At 72.1% G+C, this 12,574-nt stretch carries 13 protein-coding genes; 3 read left to right on the top strand and 10 right to left on the bottom strand.

What is annotated here, in order from left to right; translation table 11 throughout:
- The first annotated feature begins 125 nt into the window (after nt 1–125).
- From AXZ95_RS17820 to AXZ95_RS17810, 3 genes are read left to right on the top strand one after another with little or no spacing between them, the layout of a single operon-like run.
- On the top strand, nt 126–380 hold the full coding sequence (locus AXZ95_RS17820; protein WP_018191429.1) for a hypothetical protein: 255 nt from the start codon (nt 126–128) through the stop codon (nt 378–380).
- Nucleotides 380–1,735 (top strand): cupin domain-containing protein, encoded by a 1,356-nt coding sequence (locus AXZ95_RS17815; RefSeq protein ID WP_018191430.1) that lies wholly within the window; start codon nt 380–382, stop codon nt 1,733–1,735. Before AXZ95_RS17820 ends, AXZ95_RS17815 begins: the two co-directional genes overlap by 1 nt.
- The gene (locus AXZ95_RS17810) at nt 1,732–2,676 is read left to right on the top strand and encodes a sucrase ferredoxin (protein ID WP_018191431.1); all 945 of its coding nucleotides are present in this window, start codon (nt 1,732–1,734) and stop codon (nt 2,674–2,676) included. The genes AXZ95_RS17815 and AXZ95_RS17810 overlap by 4 nt, the downstream gene beginning before the upstream one ends.
- A gap of 74 nt (nt 2,677–2,750) precedes the next feature.
- On the opposite strand, the gene AXZ95_RS17805 is transcribed toward AXZ95_RS17810, so the two are convergent.
- The 10 genes from AXZ95_RS17805 to AXZ95_RS17760 all read right to left on the bottom strand — a co-directional run bounded on the left by AXZ95_RS17805 (nt 2,751) and on the right by AXZ95_RS17760 (nt 12,311).
- Complete coding sequence (locus AXZ95_RS17805) at nt 2,751–3,173, bottom strand: VOC family protein (protein ID WP_018191432.1); 423 nt, start codon at nt 3,171–3,173, stop codon at nt 2,751–2,753.
- Between the two features lie 88 nt (nt 3,174–3,261).
- Nucleotides 3,262–3,666, bottom strand: a complete 405-nt coding sequence (locus AXZ95_RS17800; RefSeq protein ID WP_018191433.1) for a helix-turn-helix transcriptional regulator — start codon at nt 3,664–3,666, stop codon at nt 3,262–3,264.
- 59 nt (nt 3,667–3,725) lie between these two features.
- Nucleotides 3,726–7,271, bottom strand: a complete 3,546-nt coding sequence (locus AXZ95_RS17795) for a bifunctional RecB family nuclease/DEAD/DEAH box helicase (RefSeq protein WP_018191434.1) — start codon at nt 7,269–7,271, stop codon at nt 3,726–3,728.
- Nucleotides 7,272–7,396: 125 nt separating this feature from the next.
- Nucleotides 7,397–7,963, bottom strand: a complete 567-nt coding sequence (locus AXZ95_RS17790; RefSeq protein ID WP_018191435.1) for an HhH-GPD-type base excision DNA repair protein — start codon at nt 7,961–7,963, stop codon at nt 7,397–7,399.
- A 4-nt stretch (nt 7,964–7,967) separates the two neighbouring features.
- The gene (locus tag AXZ95_RS17785; RefSeq protein ID WP_018191436.1) at nt 7,968–8,186 is read right to left on the bottom strand and encodes a hypothetical protein; all 219 of its coding nucleotides are present in this window, start codon (nt 8,184–8,186) and stop codon (nt 7,968–7,970) included.
- Nucleotides 8,187–8,231: 45 nt separating this feature from the next.
- Nucleotides 8,232–9,113, bottom strand: a complete 882-nt coding sequence (locus tag AXZ95_RS17780) for an SseB family protein (RefSeq protein WP_018191437.1) — start codon at nt 9,111–9,113, stop codon at nt 8,232–8,234.
- Nucleotides 9,097–9,843 (bottom strand): bifunctional 1-(5-phosphoribosyl)-5-((5-phosphoribosylamino)methylideneamino)imidazole-4-carboxamide isomerase/phosphoribosylanthranilate isomerase PriA, encoded by a 747-nt coding sequence (priA, locus tag AXZ95_RS17775; protein WP_018191438.1) that lies wholly within the window; start codon nt 9,841–9,843, stop codon nt 9,097–9,099. The genes AXZ95_RS17780 and priA overlap by 17 nt, the downstream gene beginning before the upstream one ends.
- 70 nt (nt 9,844–9,913) lie before the next feature.
- Nucleotides 9,914–10,567, bottom strand: a complete 654-nt coding sequence (gene hisH, locus AXZ95_RS17770) for an imidazole glycerol phosphate synthase subunit HisH (protein WP_018191439.1) — start codon at nt 10,565–10,567, stop codon at nt 9,914–9,916.
- Nucleotides 10,564–11,166, bottom strand: coding sequence for an imidazoleglycerol-phosphate dehydratase HisB (hisB, locus tag AXZ95_RS17765; RefSeq protein WP_018191440.1), 603 nt, complete (start codon nt 11,164–11,166; stop codon nt 10,564–10,566). The genes hisH and hisB overlap by 4 nt, the downstream gene beginning before the upstream one ends.
- Nucleotides 11,163–12,311 carry a histidinol-phosphate transaminase gene (locus AXZ95_RS17760; protein ID WP_018191441.1) on the bottom strand — a complete coding sequence of 383 codons (1,149 nt, stop codon included), beginning with the start codon at nt 12,309–12,311 and terminating at the stop codon, nt 11,163–11,165. The genes hisB and AXZ95_RS17760 overlap by 4 nt, the downstream gene beginning before the upstream one ends.
- Nucleotides 12,312–12,574 lie beyond the last annotated feature (263 nt).

Raw genomic sequence — 12,574 nt, 5'->3', positions numbered from 1 at the left:
ACGACAGTGGTCAAAACGTCTTGCGAAATGTGACGCCGCCCGTTCATCCGGCGACCCTTACGGTCGCGGTGGGCCACGCGTAGGGTGAGTGGAGTCAGCGTTCCCGCAGACGGAGTGGAGACGGAATGAGCGACATCAACGACGACGACATCAGCACCGACGCGGTCGGCGGCGGCGAAGGCCCCGCGGACGGCGGAGCGAACCCGGGCGGCCACGACGGCGGAGCCGACGGCTCGGCCGCAGGCGAAGGCCCGGCCGACGGCGGAGCGAACCCGGGCGGCCACGACGGCGGAGCCGACGGCTCGGCCGCAGGCGAAGGCCCGGCCGACGGCGGAGCGAACCCCGGCGGCCACGACGGCGGAGCCGACGGGTCCGCTTGATGACGACCCACGAGCGCGGGCCGGGCGACCGGCCCGCGCTTTCGCGTTGCGTGCCGATCGGCCGGGAGGAGTTCGCGACCGATCACTGGGGCCGGAAGCCGCTGTTCACCCGCGCGGCCGCGCTCCCGGAGGACTTCTCCGACCTCTTCAGCGTCGACGCCGTGGATGAGCTGGTCTCGTCCCGGGCGATCCGCACGCCGTTCGTCCGCATGGCCAAGGAGGGCTCCGTCCTCCCGCCGTCGCGGTTCACCGGCCCCGGCGGCTTCGGTGCGGAGGTGGGCGACCAGCTCGACTCCGCGAAGGTGCTGGCCGAGTTCGCGAACGGCGCGACCCTCGTGCTCCAGGGGCTGCACCGCACCTGGCCGCCCATCCAGGAGTTCGCGCGACAGCTCGCCACCGAGCTCGGGCATCCCGCCCAGGTGAACGCGTACATCACCCCCGCGTCCTCCCGCGGCTTCGATCCGCATTACGACGTGCACGACGTGTTCGTGCTGCAGATCGCCGGGGAGAAGCACTGGCGCATCCACGAGCCGGTGCATGTGGACCCGCTGCGCGACCAGCCCTGGAGCGACCACCGCGACGCCGTCGCCGCCCGCGCCCAGGAGGCACCGGCGATCGACGAGACGTTCCACCCCGGCGACGTTCTCTACCTCCCGCGCGGGTGGATCCACTCGGCCGAGGCGCTCGGTGGCGTCTCGGTGCACCTGACCATCGGCGTCGCCGCGTACACCCGACACGACGTGGTGCGCGAGGCTGTGGCCCGAGCGGCGGACGCCGCCGCGCTGCGCAGCTCGCTTCCGCTCGGCTTCGACCCGTCCGACCCCGCGGCGATCGCACCCATCGTCGAGGAGACGGTGGATGCGCTGATCGAGGCACTCAGCGACCCGTCCGCCCGGTCCGCGGTTGCCGCTGCAGTGACGGACCGTCTGCGGCGCCGCCAGCGGTCGGACACCCCGCCCGCGGCCGTCCGGCCGCTGGCGACGATCGCGGTCGCCGACGAGCTGTCGGTCGACAGTGTGGTCGCCGCACGGCCCGGTCTCGGCGTCGACGTCACGGTGGAGGTGGAGACGGTCACCGTGCGGCTCCCGACCAAGACGGTCGCGCTGCCCATCGCCGCGCGAGCAGCGATCGAGCGTCTGCTGGACGGGTCACCGGTCGCCGTGGGCGAACTGCCGCTCGACGAGCGCTCGGCGGTCGTCGTGGCGCGGAGGCTGCTGCGTGAGGGGATCGTCATTCCGGTGTCCGACCCGGCTGACGCCGCCTTCCCGGACGTGGACCCCGCCGACGAAGCGGGCGTCTCGAGCGACGGCGAGCGGAGCGCGACCGCCGACTTCGGGACCGCGACGGCGACGTGACCGGCCTTCCGCCGGATCTCGCCGGACCGGCGCGGGCATCCGCCGGGCAGGGCACCCCCGGGTGGCTGCCCTGCAGCGATCGCGCCCTGGAGCGGCACGACCCGCTGGCCGGGACGGCCGGCTTCGGTGAGCGCTGGCTGCTGGTGGAGATCGAGAGCGGATGGGGTCGCCACGCGTTCTTCGACTCGGCGCTCGATCCTGCGCTCGGCGCCCGGATCGTCGCGCGGGCCGAGGAGGCGGGCATCCGTCCCCTGGCGATCCGGCGCACGCGGCTGCGCGCGCCGCTCCGCCGCGACCAGACCTCGTGGCGCTGGGCGCTGGTGGACTCGCGTCCCGGCCGCGAGAGCATCAACTGGGGGCAGGTCGAAGACCCGGCCGAACTCCTGACTCTCCCGCTCGCCGGGAGCTCCGGCGAGCCGAGCGAGGCGCCGATCTACGCGGTGTGCGCGCACGCCCGCCACGACCAGTGCTGCGCGGTGCGCGGACGGCCCGTGGTGGAGGCCCTGGCCGCCGAGCATCCCGAGCTGACGTGGGAGTGCTCCCATCTGGGCGGCGACCGGTTCGCCGCGACGATGATCGTGTTTCCCGAGGGCCTCCTCTACGGTCGGGTCGGCGCCGAGGACGCGTCGCGCATCGTGGAGCGTCACGCGGAGGGCCGCGTGGTGCCGGAGCTGCTGCGCGGACGCACCAGCCGCAGCACCATCGCCCAGGCGGCGGAGGCGTTCGCCCGCGCCGACACCGGAGACGACCGCATCGGTGCGTTCCGGCCGCTGGCGGAGCATCCACATCCCCACGGCTGGACGGTGGAGCTCGCCCACGGTCGCGATCGCCTCACCGTGGAGGTGGGTGAGCGACTCTCTGAGCCCCTGCTGAGCACGTGCGCCGCGACGATCGCGCATCCGGTCCGGGAGTTCGTTCCGGTGTCGGTCGCGCGCGCCTGACGCGGGTGGCCTGTGCGCGGCCGGCGCAGGCGACCGGCATGCGCGGCGAACGGCCGCGCACGCCGGCCTCCGGCTCAGGCGTTCTGCGTCGCGGGCGTCGACTGGAGGATGCGCACCATGTTGCCGGACGGGTCGCGGAAGGCGCAGTCGCGGGGACCCCACGGCTGGTCGATCGGCTCCTGGAGCACCTCGGCGCCGGAGGCGCGCACCCGCTCGAAGGCGGTGTCGAGGTCGTCGGTGCGGAAGACGATCGGGCTGAGGGAACCCTTGACGACGAGCTGCGCGAGCGCGTCGCCGTCGGCCTGGGAACGGCCCGCGTGCGGGTCGCTGAGCACGACGGCCGCGCCGTCGTCGCCGGCCACCCCGAGGGTGACCCAGCGGTGGTCGCCGGAGGTGACGTCCTGGATGACGTCGAGGCCGAGGGCGTCGCGGTAGAACGCGAGCGACTCCTCCGGGTCGAGGACGGTGATCTGCGAGTACTGGAGTGAAACGGTCATGAGTCGACTCTAGGAACGCCGGAACGGCCGCGCTTCTCCAAAACTGCTCAGGTGGATAACTGGTCGCGTGGGCGGCCTGTGGACGGGTTCAGGCCCGCGCCCGGACGGGCCGGGTGCGCTGCTTGGCGATGCAGTCCGGCATCGCTCGCACCGCCTCGTGCTCGCGGGCACGGTAGTCGGTCGGTGTCATTCCGACGATCTCCGAGAACTTCGAGCTGAACGACCCGAGCGACGTACAGCCGACCGCCATGCACGCGTCGGTGACCGACATCCCGGTGCGCAGCAGGGCCATCGCCCGCTCGATCCGCCGGGTCATCAGGTAGCTGTAGGGCGTCTCGCCGTATGCGGCCCGGAACTGGCGGGAGAAGTGTGCGGGCGACATGTAGGCGCGCGCGGCCATGGTCGGGACGTCGAGCGGCTTCGCGTAGTCGCGGTCGATGAGGTCCCTGGCCCGGCGCAGGTGCGCGAGCGTCTGCAGCTCCTCCGGTGACACGGGATGAGCGTAACAGGACGCGTCTCGCGTCGGCAGGTCCGCTGTCGCGGGCGTGCGCGTCAGCCGACCGGCAGCGCGGCCGCGCGCTCTGCTCCTTCGACCAGCCGGATGAACGCGCTGAGCTCCCCCACCCCGGCCGGCGTCGTCGGCAGGAACTCCGTGAGCTCCGGCGAGTGAACGAGGTACGCCGCCCACTTCGCCCGCGAGATGGCGACGTTGAGCCTGTTCTTCATGAGCAGGAACGATACGCCGCGCGGCACATCGACCGCGGACGAAGCGGCAAGGCTGACGATCGCGACCGCGGCCTCCTGACCCTGGAACTTGTCGACGGTGCCCACGCGCACCCCGCGATGACCCGCCGCATCGAGAAGGGCACGCACCTCGGCGAGCTGGGCGTTGTACGGCGTCACGACGATGATGTCGTCCTCCGCAAGGGGAACATCGTCGCGCCCGGCGGCCGGGTCGCTCCACGACCGGCCGAGCAGGTCGTCGACGAGGGCGACGACGGTCTCGGCCTCCTCGGGCGACGCGGTCGAGTTGCCGACGTGCAGCACCGGCACGGGATGCACCCCGGGCATTACCCCGCCGAGCTCGCGTTCCGACGCGCCCTCATGTGCGCGCAGTTTGCCCTCGTACGAGAGCCTCGACACCGCGGCTGCGAGCGCGGGATGCATGCGACGCGTCTCCGCGAGGAAGTACCCGTACTCGGGCGGCAGAACGTCGTGGCCATCGCTCACCCAGCCCAGCGCGGAGCCGTCGACCGGCTCCGGATGCCGCCCCTGGCTCACCTGCGGCAGCTGCTGCGGGTCGCCGAGCAGGAGGAGGTTCTTCGCCGCGACACCCACGGCGATGGTGGATGCGAGCGAGAACTGGCCGGCCTCGTCCACCACCAGTAGATCCAAGCTGCCCCGCGGCACACGGCCGGCGTTCGCGAAGTCCCACGCGGTGCCGCCCAGCACGAACCCGCGCTCCTCATTGATGCCCGCGAACTCCAGATGCCCGTTGGCGGACAGCGGCGTGAAGCGGACGGCCGACTCCCCCGCCGCGTCATCCACGGCCTCCGCCTGATCCGGCTTCGCGCCGCCGCTCGGCACCTTGCCGACCTGTTCGGGATCGAGGCCCGCGGCTACCACCCGGTCGAGCAGGTTCTCGACGACCGCGTGCGATTGCGCGACGACGCCGACCTTCCAGCCCTGCTCGGCCACCAGCCGCGCGATGACGTGCGCGCCCAGATACGACTTCCCCGTACCGGGAGGCCCCTGGACCGCGAGATACGACCGGTCCAGATCGAGCAGGCTCGCGACGACCGCGTCGATCCGTCCCGTGCCGTCGCTCGCCCCGTCCTCTCCACTGCTCGTCGGGTCAGGCACCAGGGCACCAGACCGGGTTCGAGGCGGCGTGCGCCGCAGCAGGTCGATCGTCGCATCCACTGGCCACGTTTCGTGATGCCGGGCGATCAGCAGCGCGGTCCCCCACTCGCGGATCGCCTCCCCGAGCCGCCGCGAATCCGGTGGAGCCGCCGGAGTGAGGGCGCTCGGCAGATCGCGGTAGGGGGCGACCTCGGGCGGCAGCGTCTCGCGGACGACGATGGAGCCGTCTTCGAGCGCGTCGATCACCGCAACCGTGCGGGCGGCGCGCGCACCGGGCTGCGCACGCGGCTGACGGAAGGGTCCGGGGTACTCGTAGAGCAGGTACGGTCCGGTGCGCTCGCTCACGCGGATGGAACTGCCCGCACCCCAGGCGCCCGTGAGCAGCAGCTCGCGCCGCTCGACGCGCTGGCCCTCGTCGAGATACCAGTCGCGCAACACCGTCGCGCTCTCGACGACGAGCACATCGCGCGTCTCGCCCCACTCTTCGATCGGCTGGATCAACCGCGCGAAGTGCGACTGCCAGAAGCTCTTCTGCTCCCGCCGGTGGAAGTCGATCGCCGCGGCGGCGAGCGCCATCGCCCGGCGGTCGGCGTCGCGATGCGGGTCGAGCGGATCGCCGGCGAACGCCAGCAGTCCGGCGCGCAGGGGCGACGCCTCGGGTGCGGCCTCCGTCTCCTCCATCGGCGCCGCGCCGATCGGGATGCCGTTCTCCGTCGCGCGGGCGATCAGCCAGTCGCGCAGGCGCAGCGTGGAGACGCAGTCGTACCGGTTGTAGTCGCCGATGTCGTCGAGCAGCGGCTGCGCCTCGTCCAGGCGGCCGAGCGCGATCAGGTCGCGTGCGTTGGCGTACTCGGTGATCGAGTCGGCGCCGGTGGTCACGTCGCTCTCGCGGAGCTCGTCGCCCATGTAGAGCGGCTCGAGCTTCTTGATCGAGTACGAGCGCGACCCGACCCGGACGGCCTTCCGCACCAGCGGATACAGGTCGACCATCACGTTGTCGCGCAGCAGGCCGTCGACCTCCTCTTCGCCGACGCCGTGGCGGGCGGCGAGGGCGAGTAGGTGCGTCTGCTCGTACGCCGCGTAGTGGTAGATGTGCATGCCCGGGAACTGGGCACGGCGGTCGCGGACGAACGCCAGGAACGCCTCCAGCGCCACGCGCTCGGCCGCGAAGTCGTGCGCCCAGAACGCGGTGAAGCGCTCGTCCTGGTCGACCAGCCCGAACAGGTAGTCGAGGTTCCAGCGCTCACCGGCTCCCTCGGTGTACAGCGGATCGCCCTCGAAGTCGAAGAAGATGTCGCCGGGATCGGGATGCGGCAGCACCGCGAGAACCGGCGCGTTGAACACCCGCACCGGCGGCGGAGCGTCCGGCACGGCCTGCAGCTGCAGCCGCGCCTGTTCGCGCAGCCCGTCGAGCGTGCCTTCGGGGATGTCGTCGATCGGGCCGGTCGAGGCGGCGAGCGCGTCGATGGTGGGGATGCCCGCCGCGAGGAGGTGCTCCCGCTGGGTCACGCGCATCCCCGCCACCAGCAGCACGTCGCGCGACGCCTGCACCTCCGCGTCGCAGGTGTCGCACCGCCCGTCGACCGTGAAGCGCGGGTCGCCCCAGGCGACCGGCCCGGTGTCGGCCACGTGCTCCGCGACGATGGTCAGAAGCCGCGCGCGCCGCTTGCGGTACACCGGCTCGATGTCGTTCAGCGAGTGCTCGCTCACCGAGCCGTCGCCGAGCAGCAGCTCGACCGTGTCGTCGACATCCACACCCATCCGCCGCAGCTGCTCCGCGTAGGCGGCGAGCTGCAGCAGCGCTGTGACGCGGGCGCTGCGGGCCAGCTTGGAATCCTGCACCCGATAGCGGCCGTCGGGCAGCCGTACGACGAAGTCGGCGAACCCGACGAACGAACCGTCGAAGAACGTCGCCTGGAAGACGACCTGCGCTCCGCGCTCGAACGCCTCGGACGTGCGACGGACCGCGTCGGCCAGCGACTCCGCCGTCAGCTGCTCCGGCCGCTCGATCTCGGCCACGCCGCTCCCGAACCGCTCGCGGTAGCGCTCCAGGATGCGGTGCTCGTGCTCGTCGCCCATGCGCGAGGAGCGCACGTACATCGGGTCTTCGACCTCTTCGGTCTTCTCGAGCCGCCCCAGCTTCACATCGAGCGTGCGCAGGAAAGCGAACTCGCACTTGGACGCCTCAGTGAGGTCGCTGGCGCTCGTGACGATGATCCCGTCGAGCAGGAACACGGCGACCTCCCTTCGCTTCGGGGCGGCTGTGGCGCCACCCGCTCTGCGAGACTACCGGCGACCACCGACAGCAGCGGGTTCTCCACAGGGGCGGCCGGCTGGGCGCCGAAAGCCGCCTCCTGTGGTCACTTTCCCTTCGCGGCCGCCTTCATCGCCCGCTTGTGCTCCCGCACGCGGGCGAGCGAGTCGGCGTCGACGATGTCGGCCACCGAGCGGTAGCCCTCACTGCCGTAGTCGCCGGCAGCCTGCTGCCAGCCGGCGGCGGTCAGTCCCTTCTGCTTGCCCAGCAGGGCGAGGAAGATCTTCGCCTTCTGCTCGCCGAAGCCCGGCAGCGCCTTGAGCCGGCGCAGCACTTCGGCGCCGTCCGGGTCGCCCTGCGTCCAGATGGCCGCGGTGTCGCCGCCCCAGTCGCTCACGATCGCGGCCGCCAGCGCCTGCACCCGCGCGGCCATCGACCCGGGGAAGCGGTGCACGGCCGGGGTCTGCTTCATGACCTCCGCGAGCTTGTCCGGGTCGAGCGCGGCGACCGTCGCCGGATCGAGCGTGCCGAGCCGGTCGCGCAGCTTCGCCGGACCGGCGAAAGCGGTCTCCATCGGGATCTGCTGGTCGAGCAGCATGCCGGTGAGCAGGGCGAAGGGCGACTGGTCGAGCAGCGCGTCGGCTTCGGGGTCGCCGGTGATGTTGAGAGCCATGCGATCAGCCTGCCACCAGCAGCAGCACACCCGCCACCGCCGAGAGCACGGCCAGCAGCAGGGCCACCCCGAGCAGCACGCCATGGACGATGAGGAACGGCGTCGCGCGGCCCGCCGCATCCCGAGCCCGCGCATCCTTCCGGACCCGGGTGAAGAACCGCGGCCAGGCGAAGATGTTGAACAGGGCGTTGAGGAACAGCACGATGGCGGCGAAGACGGTCATGGTGCCTCCAGCCTAAGCGGCCGACGGCGGCGCATCGCCGCAGCCTCAGTCACCCGAGGCGACGAGCTGCACGCGCAGCGAGTCGACGCGCGTCGCGATCACGTCGTCCGCCGCCCAGCGCTGCGCCAGCCGCGAGAGGATGGCGTCCAGCTCCTCGCGCGTCAGGCCGGCGGCGAGCGACAGCCGCACCACGAGTTCCTCGCCCACCAGGCGGTTGCCGGGATCGCCCGCCAGCAGGGCGACGTCATGCACACCGAGCTCGGAGGCGATGGACCGCTGGAACGCCTCCCGCACCTCCGCGTCGCGGTCGCTCGGCACCCACGCCGTGCCCTGCGCGACCGCCCACACGGCCGGCCGCCGCAGCACGAACTCGGTCTCCGACGTCGGGTCGAGGACGATGAGCTCCGTCCCCTCCGCCGCGGCGGCGAGCGCGGCCCGCCGGCTGTCCACCGGGACGGGACGCGCGGACGGGTTCCAGGCCTGAAGTGCCGTCACCGAGGAGAACACGGGCTGGACGGTGCGCCCGTCCGGCCCCGCCACCGTCACGATCGACAGTTCCTGCGTCTTGTCGACGCGCATCCCCGCGTCATTCGTGCCCTCGTCGCCGAGGTCCGTCATCAGCGGGATGAGGAGGCGCACATCCCGCAGCGCATCCACGACGGTCTCCGCCCCGGTCTCCCCCGCGCGGAAGGCGGCGAGCGCGCCGAGCAGCGCAGGCGGCGCGGAGCCGTCGTCGTCACCGAAAGGATTGTCGTCGAACTCGCGCCCCTGCCACGGCTGACCGGCGGAGTCGGCGAGAGACGCGGCGAACCCGGCCAGCCGCGCGGCGCCCTCAGCGCTGGGTCGGCCCGTCGGCGTCACCCCGTCAGCGTCCGCCGCGTCCTCCGCAGCGGCGCCCGTCCCGGCGTCGTCAGCGTCCCGCGACATCCAGCGCCTCGGGCAGCGTGAACGCGCCGGCGTACAGCGCCTTCCCGACGATCGCGCCTTCGAGCCCGAGCGGGACCAGCTCGCGCAGCGCGGCGATGTCGTCGAGGTTGGAGATGCCTCCGGAGGCGACGACCGGGCGCTCGGTGCGATCGAGCACCTGGCGCAGGAGCTCCAGGTTCGGGCCGCGCAGCGTGCCGTCCTTTGTCACGTCGGTGACGACGTAGCGGGCGCAGCCCGCGTCCTCCAGGCGGTCGAGCACCTCCCACAGGTCGCCGCCCTCGCGGGTCCAGCCGCGGGCAGCAAGGGTGGTGCCTCGCACATCCAGTCCGACGGCGATCGCCTCGCCGTAACGGCCGATCGCGCTGGCGGCCCACTCGGGGTTCTCCAGCGCGGCCGTGCCGAGGTTGACGCGGGTCGCGCCCGCCTCGAGGGCGTGCTCGAGGGAGGCGTCGTCGCGGATGCCGCCCGAGAGCTCGATGCTCACACCGTCCACCTCGCGGATGACCTTCTTGAGCAGCGACCGGTTGTCGCCCCGCCCGAATGCGGCGTCGAGGTCCACCAGGTGGATCCACTCGGCGCCCGCCGCCTTCCACTCGGCCGCGGCATCCACCGGGTCGCCGTAGCTCGTCTCGCTGCCGGCCTCGCCCTGCGTGAGGCGCACCGCCTTGCCGTCGGCCACATCCACCGCGGGCAGGAGGACGAGCCGGGGCGTGCTGATGAAGTCGGTCATGTGTTTCCTCGTGTCGGTCCGCGGCGCGGACGGGTGGGGCCAGAGCCGGTGAAGGCCGGACGGGCGGCGGCTACAGCGAGCCGATCCAGTTGCGGAGCAGCTGGATGCCGGCGCGGCCGGACTTCTCCGGGTGGAACTGCGTCGCGCTCAGCGGGCCGTTCTCGACCGCGGCGACGAACGGCGAGCCGTGATCCGCCCACGTCACCTTCGGCTGCGCGAACGGGCCGGAGGCCTCCAGCGTCCAGTCCTGGGCGGCGTACGAGTGGACGAAGTAGAAGCGCTCGTCCTGCAGGCCCGCGAACAACGTCGAGTCCTCGGGCGCACGCACCGTGTTCCAGCCCATGTGCGGCACGACGTCGGCACGGATCAGGTCGACCGTCCCCGGCCACTCGCCGAGCCCCTCGGTCTCGACGCCGTTCTCGACGCCGCGCTCGAACATGACCTGCATGCCGACGCAGATGCCCAGCACGGGTCGTCCGCCCGCGAGGCGCCGGTCGACGACCTCGTCTCCGTGCGACGCCTTGAGCGCCTCGGCGACGGCGGTGAACGCGCCCACGCCGGGCACCAGCAGGCCGTCCGCCTCCAGCGCACGCTTGCGATCGCCGGTCAGCTCGACCTCCGCACCCGCGGCCTCGAGCGCCTTGACGGCCGAGTGGACGTTCCCCGTCCCGTAGTCGAAGACGACGACCTGCGGGGCGCTGCCGGGAGTGCGTGCCACGGTCACAGCGCGCCCTTGGTCGAGGGGATGCCGCTGATCAGCGGGTCGAGCGCCTTCGCCTGGCGGAACGCACGCGCGAACGCCTTGAACTCGGCCTCCGCGATGTGGTGCGGGTCGCGACCGCCGACCACGGTGATGTGCGTGGTGATGCGGGCGTTGAACGTGATCGCCTCGAAGACGTGACGGACCATCGAGCCGGTGAAGTGACCGCCGATGAGGTGCAGCTCGAAGCCGGCGGGCTCGCCGGTGTGCACGAGGTACGGGCGACCGGAGATGTCCACGACCGCTTGCACCAACGCTTCATCGAGCGGCACCAGGGCGTCGCCGTAGCGGGAGATGCCCGACTTGTCGCCGAGCGCCTCCAGGATCGCCTGGCCGAGGACGATGCCGATGTCCTCCACCGTGTGGTGGACGTCGATGTCGGTGTCGCCGGTCGCACGGATCCGCAGATCGGTGAGCGAGTGCTTGGCGAACGCGGTCAGCAGGTGGTCGTAGAAGGGGACGCTCGTCTGGATGTCGGATGCTCCAGTGCCGTCGAGATCGAGGCTCAGCTCGATACTCGACTCGCTCGTCTCCCGCGTGACCGTGGCGGCGCGATTCGTCATGCGTCCGAGTCTACCGGGGCGCTCTGGGCCCTGTCGGGGGCCTCGTCGGCGCCCGCGTCCTCTGCGGCGGGCCGGCCGAGCGCGGCCAGCGCCTCGAGGAAGGCGGTCGTCTCGGCCTCGGTCCCCGCGGTGACCCGCAGGTGGTGCGGGATGCCAACATCCCGGATCAGAATGCCGCGGTCGGCCAGCGCTTCGAACGTCGCGTGCGGGTCGTCCACCCCGCCGAAGAGAACGAAGTTGCTGCCGCTGCGGTGGGGCGTGTAGCCGAGGCGTGCGAGCTCCGTCACGAGCCGGTCGCGCTGGCGGCGGATGTCGCCGACCGTCGCCAGCATCTCGTCGGCGTGCGCGAGCGCGCCGAGCGCGGCGGCCTGGGTGATGGCGGACAGGTGGTACGGGAGGCGCACCAGCCGGAGCGCGTCGATGACGGCGGGGTCGGCGGCGAGGTAGCCGACGCGCGCCCCGGCGAACGCGAACGCCTTGCTCATCGTCCGGGAGATCAGCAGGCGTGGCCGCCCCGGGAGCAGGGTCAGCGCGGACGGCTCGCCCTCCGGCATGAACTCCGCGTACGCCTCGTCGACGACGACGATCCCGTCGGTGGCGTCGTAGACGGCCTCGATGGTGTCGAGTCCGAGGGGCGTGCCGGTCGGGTTGTTCGGCGAGCAGAGGATGACGATGTCCGGGTTGTGCCGGCGGAGCTCGGCGACGGCCGTCTCCGGTGTCAGCTCGTAGTCGGCGTCGCGCGCGGCCGCGACGTACGCGGTCCCGGTGCCCGAAGCGAGCAGGGGGTACATCGAGTAGGTGGGCGCGTACCCGAGCAGCGTTCGTCCGGGGCCGCCGAAGGCCTGCAGGATGTGCTGAAGCACTTCATTGGACCCGTTCGCCGCCCAGATGTTCTCCGGTGCCAGTCCGTGTCCGAGGTAGCGGGCGAAAGCCGTGCGGAGCTCGGTGAACTCGCGGTCGGGGTAGCGGTTCACTCCGCCGACCGCAGCGGCGACGCGGGCAACGATGTCTGCGGCGACGTCGTCCGGGACGGGATGCGTGTTCTCGTTCACGTTGAGCGCGACGGGCACCGGACGCTGCGGAGCGCCGTACGGGGACCGACCGCGCAGGTCGTCCCGGATGGGCAGCTCGGAAAGAGAAGTCACCCCTCAATCGTAGCCAGCGCCGTCACCCCGCTTTCGCCGGATGACGCCCGGCGACGCCGCGCCACGAGCCCCACCAGGCAGAGCTCGAGATCGCTCGCCCGATGAAACGGAGGAGATCCGGTGGTGCTGCAACCGCATCCACCTCCGTTTCGGCCGAATCCGGCCTCCTGCCGACCGATCCCCTCCCTTTTCGCCACCGGCCTCCGGGCGACGGAAACAGAGGACCTTCCGACGAGATGCAAGCCCGGGAACAGGAAACGGAG

It is taken from the genome of Leifsonia sp. 115AMFTsu3.1, assembly GCF_004362795.1.
GTDB lineage: Bacteria > Actinomycetota > Actinomycetes > Actinomycetales > Microbacteriaceae > Leifsonia.
Note: the sequence above shows the minus strand (reverse complement) of the source record. Positions and strands in the feature narration are given on the sequence as shown.

Excerpts from the sequence above, each read along its gene's own strand:
- AXZ95_RS17820 (WP_018191429.1), top strand. The coding sequence starts at position 126 with ATGAGCGACATCAACGACGACGACATCAGCACCGACGCGGTCGGCGGC.
- AXZ95_RS17815 (WP_018191430.1), top strand. The coding sequence starts at position 380 with ATGACGACCCACGAGCGCGGGCCGGGCGACCGGCCCGCGCTTTCGCGT.
- AXZ95_RS17805 (WP_018191432.1), bottom strand. The coding sequence starts at position 3,173 with ATGACCGTTTCACTCCAGTACTCGCAGATCACCGTCCTCGACCCGGAG.
- AXZ95_RS17790 (WP_018191435.1), bottom strand. The coding sequence starts at position 7,963 with ATGGCTCTCAACATCACCGGCGACCCCGAAGCCGACGCGCTGCTCGAC.
- AXZ95_RS17785 (WP_018191436.1), bottom strand. The coding sequence starts at position 8,186 with ATGACCGTCTTCGCCGCCATCGTGCTGTTCCTCAACGCCCTGTTCAAC.
- AXZ95_RS17780 (WP_018191437.1), bottom strand. The coding sequence starts at position 9,113 with ATGTCGCGGGACGCTGACGACGCCGGGACGGGCGCCGCTGCGGAGGAC.
- priA (WP_018191438.1), bottom strand. The coding sequence starts at position 9,843 with ATGACCGACTTCATCAGCACGCCCCGGCTCGTCCTCCTGCCCGCGGTG.
- hisB (WP_018191440.1), bottom strand. The coding sequence starts at position 11,166 with ATGACGAATCGCGCCGCCACGGTCACGCGGGAGACGAGCGAGTCGAGT.